The sequence below is a fragment of the Martinezella lusitana genome, assembly GCF_014207095.1.
GTDB classification, from domain to species: Bacteria; Pseudomonadota; Alphaproteobacteria; order Rhizobiales; family Rhizobiaceae; genus Rhizobium; species Rhizobium lusitanum_B.
Map to the genome: position 1 here is coordinate 97,190 of NZ_JACHBG010000016.1, position 16,197 is coordinate 113,386.

Genomic DNA, 16,197 nt, shown 5'->3' on the forward strand with positions numbered 1-16,197 from the left:
CAAGAAATGTGAAAACACCGCAGGCACAACCTGCCGCTGCCACAACTGAGAAGCGGTTCGGTGTCGCCCGCGCAAGCGCGTCGAACAACTATCAAGTTGCCGCCGCTTTACAAAACGAACTAGTTCGTACATTATTTCATCAGAGGAGTGACGAGCGCTGCCGTGAGCGGTGCCGGTGACTGCCAAGTAGCTTGGATGTCATGCGAAGGGGTGCTGACGGAGGTTCGGCGCTCACGGATGCAGCATTTCTTTGCAATTGAGATGCTCTGGGGAGGAATGATGATGAAAATGTCAACAGACCATAAGACGCCTGGACGTGCCGCTCTTGCGAGCTGGCTCGGAAGTGCTGTCGAATATTATGATTTCTTTGTCTATGGGACGGCAGCAGCGCTGATCTTCCCGAAAATATTCTTTTCAGCGGAAGATCCGCAAACGGCGGCGATCGCTTCCTTTGCGACCTTTGGCGTCGCCTACATCATGCGGCCACTGGGTGCGGTGATCCTAGGGCATATCGGCGACAAGTTCGGCCGCAAGAAGGTGCTGACCTTCACGCTGCTTCTTATGGGATTCTCGACCTTCATCATCGGTTGCCTACCGACCTATGGCCAGGCCGGCATTTTGGCGCCGATTCTTCTGGTTCTTGCGCGATTGCTGCAGGGTGTCTCAGCTGCGGGCGAGCAAGCCGGGGCAAGCTCGATGACGCTCGAGCATGCGCCCGAAAACCGGCGGGCGTTCTTCACCAGCTTCACACTGAGCGGAACGCAGGCCGGCCTGATCCTTGCGACCCTGGTCTTCATTCCGTTGGGGGCACTGAACGAGGCGGCGCTGCTGTCATGGGGCTGGCGCATTCCATTTTTCTTGAGCTTTGCCGTCGTCATCGTCGGCTTCTGGGTGCGCCGTACGCTGGCGGAAACGCCGGCCTTCCTTGAGGAGACGAAGAAAGGCGAGGTGGCGAAGCTGCCTTTGGTCTCGCTGCTGACCAACTATTGGGCCGATGTCCTGCGCATTATCTTTGCTGCGCTGATATCCGTCGTCAGCACCATCTTCAGCGTCTTCACGCTGTCTTATGCCGTCAACACGATGCATATCGATCGCTCGACGATGCTGACCGTCCTGGTGCTTGCCAATATCGTGGCGCTTGGCGCGATCCCCGCATGGGCCATTCTTGCAGACCGAGTCGGTCGCAAACCCATATTCATCTTCGGCGCCGTCGGCTGTGCGGTGCTGATCTGGCCTTACATCTGGGCAATCAGCCAGAACAATATCACGCTCGTCTTCGTCCTCGGCATTCTGCTTTCAGGTGTCGTCTACAGCGCATCCAACGGCATCTGGCCGGCGCTCTACGCGGAAATGTTCGACACCCGCGTCCGCCTGTCGGGCATGGCCGTCGGTACCCAGATCGGCTTTGCACTCGGCGGTTTTGCCCCGACGATCAGCGCCGCCCTGATGGGTAACGGTCCCATGGGATGGGTGCCGGTTGCCGTGTTTACTTCGATCACAGCCTTGATTGCTGCTGTTTCCGCAGCAACCGCAACAGAGACTTACCAGACGCCGATCGACCGACTAGGCAAGGATGCACGGCACTTTGCCGCCTCGACCGGCCATGCCGACCGGACGGCATAGCTGTGAGCCTCTGATCGGGACTGCGATGATATCAAGCGATCGCGGATGAGTTTGTTGAAAATCGCCAAGTGAACGGGATGAAACAATGAAAACCTCGATTGCAACCGTTTCGATCAGCGGTGACCTGAAGGAAAAGCTTCACGCCATCGCCAAGGCAGGTTTTGATGGCGTGGAGATCTTCGAAAACGATTTCCTCGCCTTCGATGAATCGCCACGCCAGGTCGGGAAAATGGTTAGGGATCATGGGTTGGAGATCACACTCTTTCAGCCCTTCCGGGACTTCGAGGGCATGCCCGAACCCTTGCGCAGCCGAACATTCGATCGTGCCGAACGCAAGTTCGACCTGATGCAGGAGATGGGCACCGATCTCGTTCTTGTCTGCTCGAACGTTTCGTCGGTGGCTCTGGGCGGTATCGATCGCGCTGCGGCCGACTTCTTCGAACTCGGCGAAAGAGCGGCCAAGCGCGGCCTGCGCGTTGGATATGAGGCGCTTGCCTGGGGTCGGCACATTCACGATCATCGCGACGCCTGGGAAATCGTCCGTCGGGCCGATCATCCCAATATCGGCCTTATTCTCGACAGCTTCCATACGCTTTCGCGAAAGATCGATGTCAATTCGATCCGATCGATCCCGAAAGAGAAGATCTTCATCATCCAGCTTGCCGACGCGCCGTTGATCGATATGGATCTTCTCTATTGGAGCCGCCATTTCCGCAACATGCCCGGAGAGGGCGATCTTCCCGTGCTGGAATTCATGAAAGCTGTCGCTGCGACAGGTTATGATGGCTACCTCTCGCTGGAGATTTTCAACGATCAGTTTCGCGGCGGTTCGCCGAGCGCCATTGCCGTCGATGGCCGGCGCTCGCTCATCTATCTCGGCGACCAGGTTCGTCGCGCGGAAAATAGTGGCCTCACCCTACCGCTCATGCCGGCGCGCGCCGAGGTGGAGGGCATTGCCTTTGTCGAGTTTACAGTCGACGAGGCGGAGACATCCGTCCTCTCGGATCGGCTACGTGCCCTCGGCTTTCGCCATGTCTGGCGCCACAGGAGCAAGCGTGTCGATGTTTTCCGGCAAGGCGACATCAACCTTGTCGTCAATACCGACCCGGATGGGTTTGCCGGTGCCTCCTATGCTCTGCACGGGCAGTCGGCTTATGCGATGGGATTGTGGGTGGACGATGCCGAAGCGGCGGTTGCGCGGGCTGTAGCCCTTGGTGCCGAACGCTTTAAGCAGCCACTGGACGCCGGCGAGATCGAGATGCCTGCTGTCAGGGGCGTTGGCGGCGGCATCCTGTATTTCCTCGATCGCAGGAGCGCGCTCGGCCGCATATGGGAGATCGAATTCGATCCTGTCATTGACGACACCAATCTGCAGACGGTCGGGCTGACGGGCATAGATCATGTCGCACAGACGATGAAATATGAGGAGCTGTTGACCTGGCTGCTCTTTTACACGGCGATATTGAATGCGCATAAGACACCGATGGTCGACATCATCGATCCTGCCGGTATCGTTCGCAGCCAAGTCGTCGAAAACGAGCCGGGTACCTTGCGTATCACGCTGAACGGCGCGGAAAATCGCAATACCTTGGCCGGTCATTTCATCGCCGAGACCTTCGGCTCCGGCATTCAGCATCTGGCCTTTGCGACCGATGATATCTTCGCGACGGCTGCCGCCTTGTCGGATAACGGTTTTGCCACCTTGATGATCTCGCCCAACTATTACGACGATCTGGAGGCGCGATTCGGCCTGGAGCCGGCTTTCACGGACCGTCTCAAGGCGCACAACATCCTCTACGACCGCGACGATCACGGCGAATATTTCCAGCTTTACAGCCCGACCTATGGCGAAGGATTCTTCTTCGAAATCGTCCAGCGCAGCGGCTATCGCGGCTATGGTGCGGCGAATGCCATCTTTCGTATCGCGGCACTGAGGCGGCATCTGCGACCGATTGGTCTGCCGAAACTTTAGGCTCTCCCCATCGGCGTAAAGCCTGTGTTAAAGCTTTGATCTTCAATGATGGGCAGGGACAGACCCAGGAAGACGGGCAAGGCATGACCAAAGCGCAAGCGGCCAAGATCGAGCGTCTCACGCGAAAGAACGATCCAGACGCGACCAAGGAAAACATCCTGAAGATCGCCACCGAAGAATTCGTCGCAGCCGGCTTTTCCGGTGCGCGCGTCGACGAGATCGCCGAACGCACCAAGACGTCCAAGCGCATGATCTATTATTATTTTGGAAGCAAGGAAGGGCTCTATCTTGCCGTTCTCGAGCAGGCCTATACGAAGATCCGCACGCTCGAGAGCGAACTCGATCTCGAAAACATGCCGCCCGTCCAGGCCATGGCGCAATTGATCGCGAGCACCTTCGATCACGACGACCAAAATCCGGATTTCGTACGGCTTGTCAGTATCGAAAACATTCACCGCGCCGAACATATGAAGCGCTCGGTCGTCCTGTCGCAGATGAACATTGCCGTCATCGATATCGTCACGGAAATCCTCGAAAGGGGCTATGCCGATGGGAGCTTCGTGCGCAGGGTAGATCCGGTCGATCTGCATATGATGATCAGCGCACAATGCTTTTTTCGCGTTTCTAATCGACATACTTTCGGGGCGATCTTCGAGCGCGACCTTTCCTCCGAGGAATTGAAGAAACGGCACAAGTCTTTGATAGTAGACACTATTATTGCTTTCCTGAAAACTCCGTCTCCCGACTTGATCTGAATTCACGCCAAACTGTTTGGTGTCCGCTGGCGCTTCAGCCGGTATGCAGAACTGCGGTCATATTGACTTTACGTACTAGTTCGTACATTTTTCGTCAGCCATGTGGCATGGCTTTATTTTGCTACTCGGGAGGAAAGATTGAACACGCAAGCCGCTATGGTTCCGCGTCAGCTTCATGTTGGATTGATCGGCGCCGGCATTGGCCGCTCGCTGACGCCTGCGATGCATATGCGCGAGGGCGGACATTGCGGGCTATCCTATCGCTACGATCTCATCGACCTGGACGTGCGCAACCTCACGGTCTCGGACCTGCCGACCCTTGTCGATGAAGCTGAGGCACAGGGCTTTGCCGGCCTCAACATCACCCATCCCTGCAAGCAGGCGGCAGTCCCGCTGGTAGATGAACTATCACCCGATGCCGAGACGCTGAAATCCATCAACACGATCGTTTTTCAAGGAAAGCGCAGGATCGGCCACAATACCGATTGGTGGGGATTTGCCGAAAGCTTCCGGCGAGGGCTGGCCGGCGTTTCGCTTGGCCGCGTCGTGCAACTGGGTGCGGGCGGAGCTGGCGTTGCCGTTGCGCACGCAGTAGCGCAGATGGGCGCGCATTCCGTGGAGATATTCGATCTGGATCCTGTGCGGGCGCAGGCGCTTGTGGATCAGCTTCAGCCGGCACACGGCGCTTGCCGTTTCTCGGTTGGTCGTGATCTTGCAGGGGCCTTGAATGTCGCCGACGGCCTGGTTCATGCAACGCCAACCGGCATGGCCGCCCATCCCGGGCTGCCACTCGACGCACAACTTCTGTCAGACCGCCTTTGGGTCGCCGAAATCGTCTATTTCCCGATCGAAACCGAATTGGTGAAGCGCGCCCGGCAGACAGGCTGCCGCGTTCTCGATGGCGGCGGCATGGCGGTGTTCCAAGCCGTAAAAGCCTTCGAACTGTTCACTGGCATGCGCCCGAATGCGGAACGCATGATGCAGCATTTCGATTCACTGCGCACAAAGCCCGCTTGACATCGGCCGCGCCCAGAAACGGACTAAGCGAGTCACTTCGCCCGCAGAACAAGCCCGGGGACGAACAAGTTTGGAGATGGCCATTTTCGCGCCAAATCAAATGCTGCCGACGTCCACAACACAGCAACATTTTTAAAGCCACGGCTATAGTTCCAAAAGATAGATTACCACCTTGGATAGCGTAAGTGGTTGTTTTCATTAGATGAGGTCGCTTGAACCGGCAATGCCTCTGAAGGATCATGAGTCCATATTTCTTCAAGAGCAATAATATGGCCGTTGCATCCTCGCCCCGAGCACTTAGGCGCCCCGATTGCGGGAGCGCCGCCGCTTCAACGCCACCGTCGAGATCAAATATCCGAGTCTGCGCGGCAATTGCAATTTGCGCCACCGTGGAGATAGGGATCGATCATCTCCGCCGACAATTTTACTCAATTGTTGAACGTCCGTGTTGCAGATTTTACAAGACCATCTGAAAATGAGCGTGTAGCGCGGCGCGTTGACGCTACTTTCCGCTGTATTTTTTTAGAGAACTGGTATTGATCGCAGCAGGCCCATGATCGGCCACACCGCCTTCAGGTGAATCTTCATGAATTTTTGACCGATATGCCGCTTGAGCGAGGTACGCCTTGCGCAAACGACTGGCTTTGACTTTGGGTATTTTGTATGTCCCCCGCCAATAAGACCCTTTCCTTCAAGATCCTGACATCGGCAGTTTTTCTTTCCTCGGCGCTTCTTGATTTCCCGGCAATGGCGCAGGAGCAGCAGCCGGCAAACCATCAATAATGTTTCTGGGAAGCTCGGATTGACAAATCTCGAAAAATATAACGGCCTGTTGGCGGTTCCCGGCACGACTCCCGAACAGGCTGCAATGGGAACACCTTTAGGTAAGTCGATGCAGTCGCTGGGCTATACCAAAGTGACGGTAACCTCCGGCTATCAGCCAACCGTGTCATTTAGCAAATAGGAGTTAAAATGGCCGAGGGAGATTTGGTGGATGAGGCGATGGGATTGGGACGATACGCCGAACTTTTGGCAATGCTGGAAGGAACATCCAAATATTCGGATGTAGAGCTATTTGAAAGATTAGATCGGCACTCTAGACGATTGCGATCAATGGCCATCATGCATCTGCAATTTATAGTGGAATTCGGTTATGTAGGCCAGGATAAAAAAAATATAACCGTTGGCAACAGAATTCACAGCAATTTTCCTGATTATTTCGAAGCCTGGAAGCTCGCGGGTATACCTGGCATGGCCTCGATTTTATTGGAGAACATGATTTCGGATTTTAAGTCATCGAGCAATAAAAAATAGAATTACGGTGACAGTGCACTCAATAAGAACGCACATCCTATTTGGTGCCGCCCTTGCTCATCTCGCCCCCGGCCGCAAAACCAAGTCCACTACCGCGAAAAATTAGTGCACTGTCACAGTAGTTCCAACGGGTGGGTTAAATCTACTGATCTCTCGACTTTGAATGGTCGGACCGTCTACGTCGCGCCTGACGGCACATTATATGCGGTTGATACGTTGCATGGTACTTTTGAAATGACAAACGCAAAAGGTGTATGGCAACAGAAGGTCAGGATTGATTTAACATCTACTCCAAAGCAAACCGTTTCCCCTGGGATTCATGATTTGAAGGTAAAATGATATGAATTCAATTAATCCTCACGTTGGCACTGAGCATTGGGAGCACCTGTCAGAATTTGAAGGTGAATTTATTTCGCCTGGCGCAATTCTGCGGTGTTCTGGCAAATGGCCCTATGAAGACTATGTAGATTTCATGGCCGTTGATTTGATTGACCAGCTCAAAAGAGGCTTTGGGCTGATAGTTGCTTCCGGCTTCAAAGCTGGAAGGCTACTGGCGACATTTCCATCAGAATCTCGCGGCCTTGAAATGGCGCATGGCCTGAAAGCGAAATGGCTTATCGAGAATTGGGCGGAGTGGGCTTATCCAGATTGCCCAATCGAACAAGTTCTGATTCGAGATCGGTTTTACCCCGCATTCACTCAAGCTGCCATTCAGAGTTAGATTTCACAGACCACAGTAAACATGGCAGTCTCATACATCGGAATTACGGTGACAGTGAACTCAATAAGATTCCAGACCTGACTACAGCAAACAAATGCCCGTCTTGCTCGGGTCGCCGTCACTGATATTCCACATCACGCCACCCAAAGCGGGAACGAGCGCGTGCAAATCCTCTTTCGCGATCAAACCAAAGTCATCATTAAGGAAATGGCGCACTGTCACCGTAACTGCAGAATGGAAGATGTTCGTTCCGTCGAAAGGAAAATAGCCCGTGTCACAATTGATATACTTACTTCCATACAGAGAGATGACCCGCAGATATGGGCAAGAAGCTTCCCCCAGTGTATTTGATAATATGAATATATTGCACCCTTACGAAGCCAATAAAATAGCAGATTACATGGATTCTGGTATGCCAATACTTGAATTCATGGGGATGACAGAAGATCCATTGACGGGGCAATGGGACGTGCCACATTATATTAGAACTGATGGAAAATTCGCATGGGACGGCGTGCTCGCGCGTTGGGTAAGGGCGCATAAGGTCCGGTTGCCACAAGATTTTCTTGATTACGCTGATTGCGATCAAGATGTTTTAGTAAAGCGGCATGAAGAGGCTAGTGATCAAGCAAAAATGGTAGATAAATTTAGAGATAAGATCATAAGAAGAACCCCTTAGACGACAGATACTATTATAATCATTTAATTTATTTACCTTGCAATCTTGCTTGTTGGATACGTGCTTATGGAGCACAGGCAACGACGCGCGCGATGAGCCACCATCTGATTCGGCGCATCTTGCTAATGTATTGGGTTTTGAAGGGGTGTCAGAGGGCTCACTTGTCAATCTCGTGGGAGACGGAATAACGACAGGCCCTCAACTGGCAAAAGCGCTGACGAAGGAGACGGGGGCGGAATTTATTGGCGGTAGCCTTGAGTTACCAATCACCACAGCTAATGCGGCCAGCGCTGTAAAGGTCTTGTCAGCTCAAGGAACTCAGCCATTCCTCGCGCTTCTTCCAGGGCACTGGGTAGTCGTTTCAGGTTTAACGGAGAGCGGGATGGTCAAAATTCTCGACCCTGAAGGACTAAGCTATACAATGACACCCGCAAATTTTGCGACATCACTCGTTGGACACACGATTGTAAGACAAAAGTAAGGAGAGCCCGGTGAACAATCGAGCAGACACGCCAGGCATCATTGATGTCGTAGATGCTGGTTACGAAGGGAAAACGAAGTTCATTTGCGTAACCAGAAATGGGATTGTACAAAAAATCTCCATGGTAATGCTAAGTGACATGCGGCCTGAGCAGGACCATACATCGTACGATAGCGGTTTTCTGGACGGCGAGGATGTGTCGAGGCTATTTGGCAATTCTTATAATTCAGCCAATTGGACTAAGTTGAGCGAATTATTGATGTCACTATTCAGTTTGATATTTACGAATAACGTATCGCCACCGATAAGTCGGATCGATGTGGATGATGCGCTTAAAACATGCTCAACGAGGACTGATTTTTTGGAGTACCTCACCTTTGAAATAGCAGCACGCAATCATTGATAGCGATCTCAATCCTGCCATATCCGGATGCCGACCCACAATGCGAAAGCGGCTAAGCGCTTTCTCGGCAAGGCTTTGAACGGCCTGAAAGACTGGGAAAAACCGACTGTGGCCAACACAGACAAAGCGCCAACCTATGGGATTGCCATCGCGCAATTGAAGGCAGAAGGAAAATGCCCGGATGACCTTGCGCATCGACAGGTCAAATTTCTGAACGATGTCGTCGACGCCGACCACGGCAAGCTGAAACAACTGATCAAGCCGGTGAGAGGGTTCAAGACGTTGAAAGCGGCCTATGCGACAATCAAAGGATTCGAGGCCATGCGGGCTCTTCGTAAGGGCCAAGCCGCGATTTTCAATCTAACCGGCGACATTCGTGGCGAAGTCCGTATCGTCGAACGGGCCTTCGGCATCGGACCGAGGGCGCTGACGGAAGCGGTAGCTCTACTCACCCGGAATATCGAAGGGCAGGCCCCGTAGCGACCGCAGGTGGGCGGGGCAATTCCCTTCAATATGGAATTTTCGCAACAGAGCCCGCGCTGAACCCTTAAGCGAAACTCATCAATAACCTCGGTTGAGCGCATTCAATCTCACTTCTAAGTCACTGAACTTCGGCAGAAGGTCTCGACATCAAATGAGGGCCGCGAGTTCTAATCCCTTCGAGAGCAGAAAAGATGCCAGCGAACTTGACGCCGCCGCGCTGATCGCGGAATGCCCTCTTCCGAGGGGATACGTCTTTGTCATCAGCCGAGCGAATCGTTCTAGCCAGCCCGAGGATTACAGGCCCTCGCCAGCGTCTCGAACATCCTATTCCAATCGCATGTCAAAAATGGATGTTGGCCCTTTGGCAGAACGTTCCTAACGTTATCGACAACAGTAATGTGAGAGCGATTGGTTTCGAGCGATGCCTCGGCCGAACGATCTTGGCATCGCGAACGAGTGGACGATGAAAGGGAGTGGCTTGCGGCTTTGGTTGCCGGCCTCCTCCTCCTGAAGGTGATGGCAATGACCAGACAGACGACCCGCATGACGCTGTCCCATAAGACCCGTCTTGTTGCGCTGCTTGCCTCGACGGCACTGGTGCATTCGACGGCAGTGCTGGCGCAGTCACTGCCGACAGGCGGTCAGGTGGCAGCCGGCAGTGCGACGATCGGGTCGCCATCGGCAGGGGCTCTGACGATCAACCAGACGAGCGGCAGCGCCGTCGTCAACTGGCAGAGTTTTGATGTCGGCAAGGGCAACCGCGTCACCTTCGTCCAGCCCGATGCCAATGCAGCCATCCTCAATCGCGTCACCGGTCAGACGACGTCGACCATATCAGGTCAGATCAATGCCAATGGCCAGGTCTATCTGATCAATCCGAACGGCATTGCCATTACCAATTCAGGCACGGTCAAGGCCGGCGCCTTCGTCGCCTCGACGCTCGGCATCTCCGATGACGACTTCATGGGCGGCAAGCGGACGTTTACCGGCAATGGCGCCTCGGCGCCGGTGACGAATGCCGGTGCGATCACGATTAACCGCGGCGGCTATATGGCGCTGATCGGCGGCGCGGTCGCCAATTCCGGTGTCATCACCGTGCCGATGGGCAAGGCAGCCTTGGGATCCGGCGAGCAGGCAACGCTTGATCTGTCCGGCGACGGCTTTCTGCAGGTGGCAGTGCCGACCAAGGCTAAAGGCAGTGGGGCGCTGGTCGACAATAGCGGTAGGATCTCGGCGAGGGGCGGGACGGTGCAGCTCACCGCAGCAGCGGCCAAGGACATGGCGCGGCAGGCGGTCAACATGTCGGGGACCATCGAGGCGAAAGGTGTCTCGGGCAGAAGCGGCGACATCGTGCTGTCGGGCGGCGATGGCGAAGTTGCCGTCACCGGCAAGATCGATGCCAGCAGCAAGCATGGCACCGGCGGCAAGGTTGAGGTGACCGGCCGCAAGATCACGCTTGCCAATGCGAAGATCAATGCCTCGGGCAAGACCGGCGGCGGCACGGTCAATATCGGCGGCAACCGCCAGGGCAAGGGAGCACTGCAGCATGCCGGGACGCTCACTGTCGATGCCAACACCGTCATCAATGCCGATGCGGTCACGACGGGTCATGGCGGCAATGTCGTACTGTGGTCCGACGATCTGACGCGCTTTGCCGGGACGATCACGGCGAAGGGCGGCGCGGTCTCCGGCAATGGCGGCGAGGTGGAGGTCTCCGGCAAGGCGAAGCTGTCCTATACCGGCCTCACCGACCTGACCGCGGCGCATGGTTCCGTCGGCAATCTGCTGCTTGATCCCTACAATGTGACGATATCGACGGCGACGGACAGCAACTCGTCGGGCTTCACGGCGTCAGGCAATGACAGCATCATCAACGTCAACACGCTGACCAATGCGCTCGCAAGCGCCAATGTCACCGTGACGACGGGCGGCCTCGGCAGTGCCGGATCGCAGGCCGGCACCATCACCGTTGCCGCGCCAGTCGCCTGGAATGCACCAACGACGCTGACGCTCAATGCCGCTTCGGACATCAATATCAATGCGGCGATCAATGTGACGACGGGCGGGCTGACGCTCGCATCCGGTGGTGTGATTTCCGCGCCGGCGGCAGTCAATGTCAACACATTCGTGCTGGCTTCGGGCAGTTGGCTGCAGAACAGCGCTGCACTGCCCGCCTTTTTGGCCAGGGACTTCCGCATCACCGGCGGTGCGTCCTTCCTGCGTGTCACCGGCGGTGACGGCACCAGCGCTACGCCTTACACACTCGCGGATGCCTATGGCCTGCAGGGTATCGGTTCGTCGAGTACCTCTCTCAACGCCTCTTGGCGGCTTGCCAACAACATAGACGCCTCCGTAACCACTCACTGGAATACCGGTGCAGGGTTCGTGCCGATCGGCGTCGATCGCGCTGGCAACGTGTTGAACAATTCCAATGGTTTTAACGGTAACTTCGACGGACAAAATCACACGATTTACAATCTATACGCAAGCGGCGTTAATTCTGCCGGCCTATTCGGCTATGCGGGCGCGGGTTCGCAGATAGCGCGCGTCGGTTTGGTCGGCGGGTCGGTTTACGGTCATAGCAATGTCGGCGGTCTGGTCGGCTACAGCGCAGGTTCGGTCACATCGTCCTTTGCCACCAACGCGGTCAACGGCGGCAGCGACAATGTTGGCGGTCTGGTTGGCTACAACCTGGGCTCGGTCTGGACATCCTATGCGACCGGCGCGGTCGTCGGCAATTTCTATGTCGGTGGACTGGTCGGCTGGAGCGTGGGTTCAGTCACGCAGGCCTACGCGACCGGCGCGGTCACCGGCTACAAATATGTCGGTGATCTGGTTGGTGTCAATGGCGGCACCATTGCATACACCTTTACCTCAGGCCTGCGCCCCGGGTACGGTTTGGTCGGCTTGAATTTACGTACCGTCAGCAACAGTTTCTGGGACACGGACACCGGCGACCAATACTCGGGCACCGGCTACAGCGGTCAAGGCACATTCTCCGCCAGCGGCCTTGGACGCCTTGCCATGCAAGACCCGCTCACTTTCATCAACGCGGGCTGGGATTTTACGTCCGTCTGGGGCAAATCCACCAGCGGCGCGAACAATGGCTATATGATGCTGCGTTCGCTCAGCAGCGGGCTCTATGACGACTATGTCAAGATCGGAAGTGCCTCCCGCACCTATGGAGACAGCAATTCAACGATCACCGGTGCGACGCTTTCGGGCGTCGGCGCAGGCAATGTCACATTCAACTGGGGTAGCGCGATTAAGGCCACGACCAATGCCGGAACCTATAATTACGCTGATGCCGGAGTCATCTCGTTAAGCGAGACCGGCTCCCGCACGGCCTATGTCGATTACAGTCAGAACTTGACCATAGGAAGACGCCCACTGACGGTGACGGCGGAGGCGCAGACGAAAACCTATGGTGATGCCGATCCAGCGCTGACATATACAACTACAGGCACGGTCAACAACGACACGCTTTCGGGCTCGCTTGCGACAACCACCGGGCAGTATTCCGATGTGGGTCGCTATGCGATCACGCAAGGCTCCCTCGACAATGCCAACTACGCCATAAACTATGTAGGCGCTGACCTGACGATCAATCAGCGTGCGCTTACCGTGACGGCGAATGCCGGCCAGAGCTTCACCTATGGCGACACGCCTTCGCCCGCCTATAGCGTGACGAGTGGTTCGTTGCTGAACGGAGATGTCTTGTCCGGCAGTCTTGGGGGTCTCACCAGTACGAGCGGCGTCGGCACTTACACCCTCACACGGGGGACGCTCGACAATACCAACTATGCCATCACCTTTGTCGGCAACACCGCGACTGTGGCACCCCGTGCGATTACGGTGACGGCGGATGCGCAGTCGAAGACCTATGGCGACATCAATCCGGCGCTGACCTATACGACCAACGGCCTCGTCAATGGCGACACGCTTTCCGGGTTGCTTTCAACCGCCGCCGGGCAATATTCGAATGTCGGCGGCTACGCGATCACACAGGGCGCGCTTGCGGCATCGAACAATTACGTGCTGACCTATATCGGCGCGAACCTGGCAGTCACGCAGCGCCCCCTCACGGTGACTGCCGACGCTCTGTCGAAGACCTATGGCGACATCAATCCGGCGCTAACCTATACGACCAACGGCCTCGTCAACGGCGATACGGTTTCCGGTTCCCTTGCGACCGTGGCAGCACAATATTCGAATGTCGGCAGCTACGCGATCACGCAAGGCTCGCTCACGGCTTCCGGCAACTACGCCCTCACCTATATCGGGGCGGATCTCACTGTGAACCGGCGAGCCTTGACGGTGGCAGCGGATGCGTTGTCGAGAACTTACGGCGATGCTAATCCGACACTGACCTACACGGTCGGTGGCGCGGGGCTCGTCAATGGCGACAGTCTTTCCGGGGCGCTCTCGACTTCGGCGATGCAGTATTCGAATGTGGGTACCTACGGCATCACGATCGGAAGCCTCGGCAATTCCAACTATTCGATCAGCTTCACCGGCGCAGACCTGGAGATCAATAGGCGTGCGCTGACGGTGACGGCGGATGCGCTGTCAAAAACCTATGGCGATGCCAATCCGGCGCTGACCTACACGGTGGGCGGCGCAGGGCTCGTCAATGGCGATACGCTTTCCGGTTCGCTCTCGACTTCGGCGATGCAGTATTCGAACGTGGGTACCTATGGCATCACGATCGGCAGCCTCGGCAATTCCAACTATTCGATCAGCTACACAGCCGCAGACCTGGCGATCAATAAGCGCGCTCTGACGGTAACGGCGGACGCACAGTCGAAGGCCTATGGCGATACAAACCCGACACTGACCTACACGGTGGGTGGCGCAGGGCTCGTCAATGGCGACACGCTTTCCGGATCGCTGGTGACTACGGCAGGGCAATATTCGAATGTGGGCACTTATGGCATCATCATCGGTAGCCTCGGCAATTCCAACTACTCGGTCAGCTACGCCGGCGCGGACCTGACGATCAACCCGCGGGTGCTGACGGTGACGGCGGATGCGCTGTCGAAGGCCTATGGCGATGCAAACCCGACGTTGACCTACACCGTCGGTGGCGCAGGACTCGTCAATGGTGACACGCTTTCCGGATCGCTGGTGACTACGACAGGGCAATATTCGAATGTGGGCACCTATGGCATCACGATCGGCAGCCTCGGCAATTCCAACTACTCGGTCAGCTACGCCGGCGCAGACCTGACGATCAACCCGCGGGCACTGACGGTAACGGCAGACGCACAGTCGAAGGCCTATGGTGATACAAACCCGACGCTGACCTACACGGTCGGTGGCGCAGGGCTCGTCAATGGCGACACGCTTTCCGGATCGCTGGTGACTACGGCAGGGCAATATTCGAGCGTGGGCACCTATGCGATCTTGCAAGGGTCGCTGGGCAACGCAAATTACGCGATCACCTATAGCGGGGCAGCCCTGACAATCAACAAGCGCGCGATCACGGTTGCGACCGACAACCAGAGCCGCATCTATGGCAATGCCAATCCGGCTCTGACCTATGCGATCGGCGGGGCAGGCCTCGTCAACAGTGATACGCTGTCGGGTCTGTTGGCGACATCGGCTACCGGCTCCTCGAATGTCGGCACCTATGGTATCACGCAGGGCACGCTTACTGCCTCCGGCAACTACGATCTGAGCTTCATCGGTGGAGACCTGACGGTCAGCAAACGCGCGATCACGGTTGCGGTCAACAGTCAGACCCGCATCTACGGCGATGCCAATCCGGCGCTTTCCTACACGATCGGCGGTGCAGGGCTTGTCAATGGTGATGGTTTGACAGGCGGACTGGCAACCTCCGCGACGGCGGCCTCCGGTGTCGGCAGCTACGGCATCGGTCAGGGCTCGCTTGCCGCGTCAGGCAATTACGACCTGACCTTCCTCGGCGGCACATTGTCGGTCACGCCGCGGGCGATCGCCGTCACAGCCAATGGCGCAACCCGAACCTATGGCGACCAAAACCCGGTCTTCGGCTATGCCGCCGCCGGCCTCGTCAATGGCGACACGCTGACAGGGGCGCTCGCCGCGTCGGCCAGCCAGTTCTCCGGTATCGGCTCCTACGCCATCGGCCTCGGCACGCTCGGCAACGCCAACTACGCAATTACCTATACCGGTGCCAGACTGACGATTACGCCGCGCCTGATCAGCGTCATTGCCAACAATGCCAGCCGTGCTGCGGGTGCTGCCAATCCGTACTTCACCTATACGGTCGCAGGCGGTGGCCTCGTCAACGGAGATCGGCTTTTCGGTCAACTGGCCAGCGCCGCCGATCGCTTCTCCACCCCCGGCAGCTATGCGATTGAACAGGGAAGCCTTGCAGCCTTGGCCAATTACAATCTCAGCTTCGTCAAGGGCATTCTGACGGTCACGGCCCCACCCTCAAGCCCGAGCACGGATCTGGCCAGCGCGATCGTGCCGCGCTCCTATGCGCCCGACACGGCAACGCCGCTACCGCCGCTGCCGGCCGAGGATCACGGCCGCTTCTCCTACACCGAAGCGGGGCGCGGTCTGTTCCTGACGGATCCTCGCTTTGCCGGCACCGTTGTCTGTCTCGGAGATGGCACAGGCTGCCTGGTGCAGGCCACGCCGTAAGTACACTGCGGCAAATGGAGAGGCAGGCGATCGCAGGGATGTTCGCGACGACAACGCCCTAAAGATTAGCGTGAAGCAAACCGCTGAGACGACTACGGTCGATCGTCAAATCCGTT

General features: G+C 56.5%; 9 protein-coding genes and 1 pseudogene. All 10 read left to right on the forward strand.

Annotation, left to right across the window (positions count from 1 at the left end):
- The first annotated feature begins 282 nt into the window (after positions 1–282).
- The gene (locus GGD46_RS24900) at positions 283–1,623 is read left to right on the forward strand and encodes an MFS transporter (RefSeq protein WP_184709007.1); all 1,341 of its coding nucleotides are present in this window, start codon (positions 283–285) and stop codon (positions 1,621–1,623) included.
- A gap of 85 nt (positions 1,624–1,708) precedes the next feature.
- A complete protein-coding gene (locus tag GGD46_RS24905) occupies positions 1,709–3,595 on the forward strand; it encodes a bifunctional sugar phosphate isomerase/epimerase/4-hydroxyphenylpyruvate dioxygenase family protein (protein WP_184709009.1) in 1,887 nt (628 codons plus the stop codon).
- An 83-nt stretch (positions 3,596–3,678) separates the two neighbouring features.
- Positions 3,679–4,350 (forward strand): TetR/AcrR family transcriptional regulator, encoded by a 672-nt coding sequence (locus tag GGD46_RS24910; RefSeq protein ID WP_184709011.1) that lies wholly within the window; start codon positions 3,679–3,681, stop codon positions 4,348–4,350.
- Between the two features lie 138 nt (positions 4,351–4,488).
- A complete protein-coding gene (locus tag GGD46_RS24915; RefSeq protein ID WP_246806464.1) occupies positions 4,489–5,367 on the forward strand; it encodes a shikimate dehydrogenase in 879 nt (292 codons plus the stop codon).
- An 802-nt stretch (positions 5,368–6,169) separates the two neighbouring features.
- Positions 6,170–6,331: a hypothetical protein gene (locus GGD46_RS24920; protein WP_184709013.1), complete on the forward strand. Its 162-nt coding sequence runs from the start codon at positions 6,170–6,172 to the stop codon at positions 6,329–6,331.
- A gap of 8 nt (positions 6,332–6,339) precedes the next feature.
- Positions 6,340–6,681 (forward strand): hypothetical protein, encoded by a 342-nt coding sequence (locus tag GGD46_RS24925; RefSeq protein ID WP_184709016.1) that lies wholly within the window; start codon positions 6,340–6,342, stop codon positions 6,679–6,681.
- A gap of 340 nt (positions 6,682–7,021) precedes the next feature.
- A complete protein-coding gene (gene imm45 / locus GGD46_RS24930; protein ID WP_184709018.1) occupies positions 7,022–7,402 on the forward strand; it encodes an Imm45 family immunity protein in 381 nt (126 codons plus the stop codon).
- 271 nt (positions 7,403–7,673) lie between these two features.
- A complete protein-coding gene (locus tag GGD46_RS24935; protein WP_184709020.1) occupies positions 7,674–8,081 on the forward strand; it encodes a hypothetical protein in 408 nt (135 codons plus the stop codon).
- 917 nt (positions 8,082–8,998) lie between these two features.
- Positions 8,999–9,445: pseudogene (locus tag GGD46_RS24940) on the forward strand (DDE-type integrase/transposase/recombinase); the annotation flags it as partial.
- 525 nt (positions 9,446–9,970) lie between these two features.
- On the forward strand, positions 9,971–16,081 hold the full coding sequence (locus tag GGD46_RS24945; RefSeq protein ID WP_184709021.1) for an MBG domain-containing protein: 6,111 nt from the start codon (positions 9,971–9,973) through the stop codon (positions 16,079–16,081).
- Positions 16,082–16,197 lie beyond the last annotated feature (116 nt).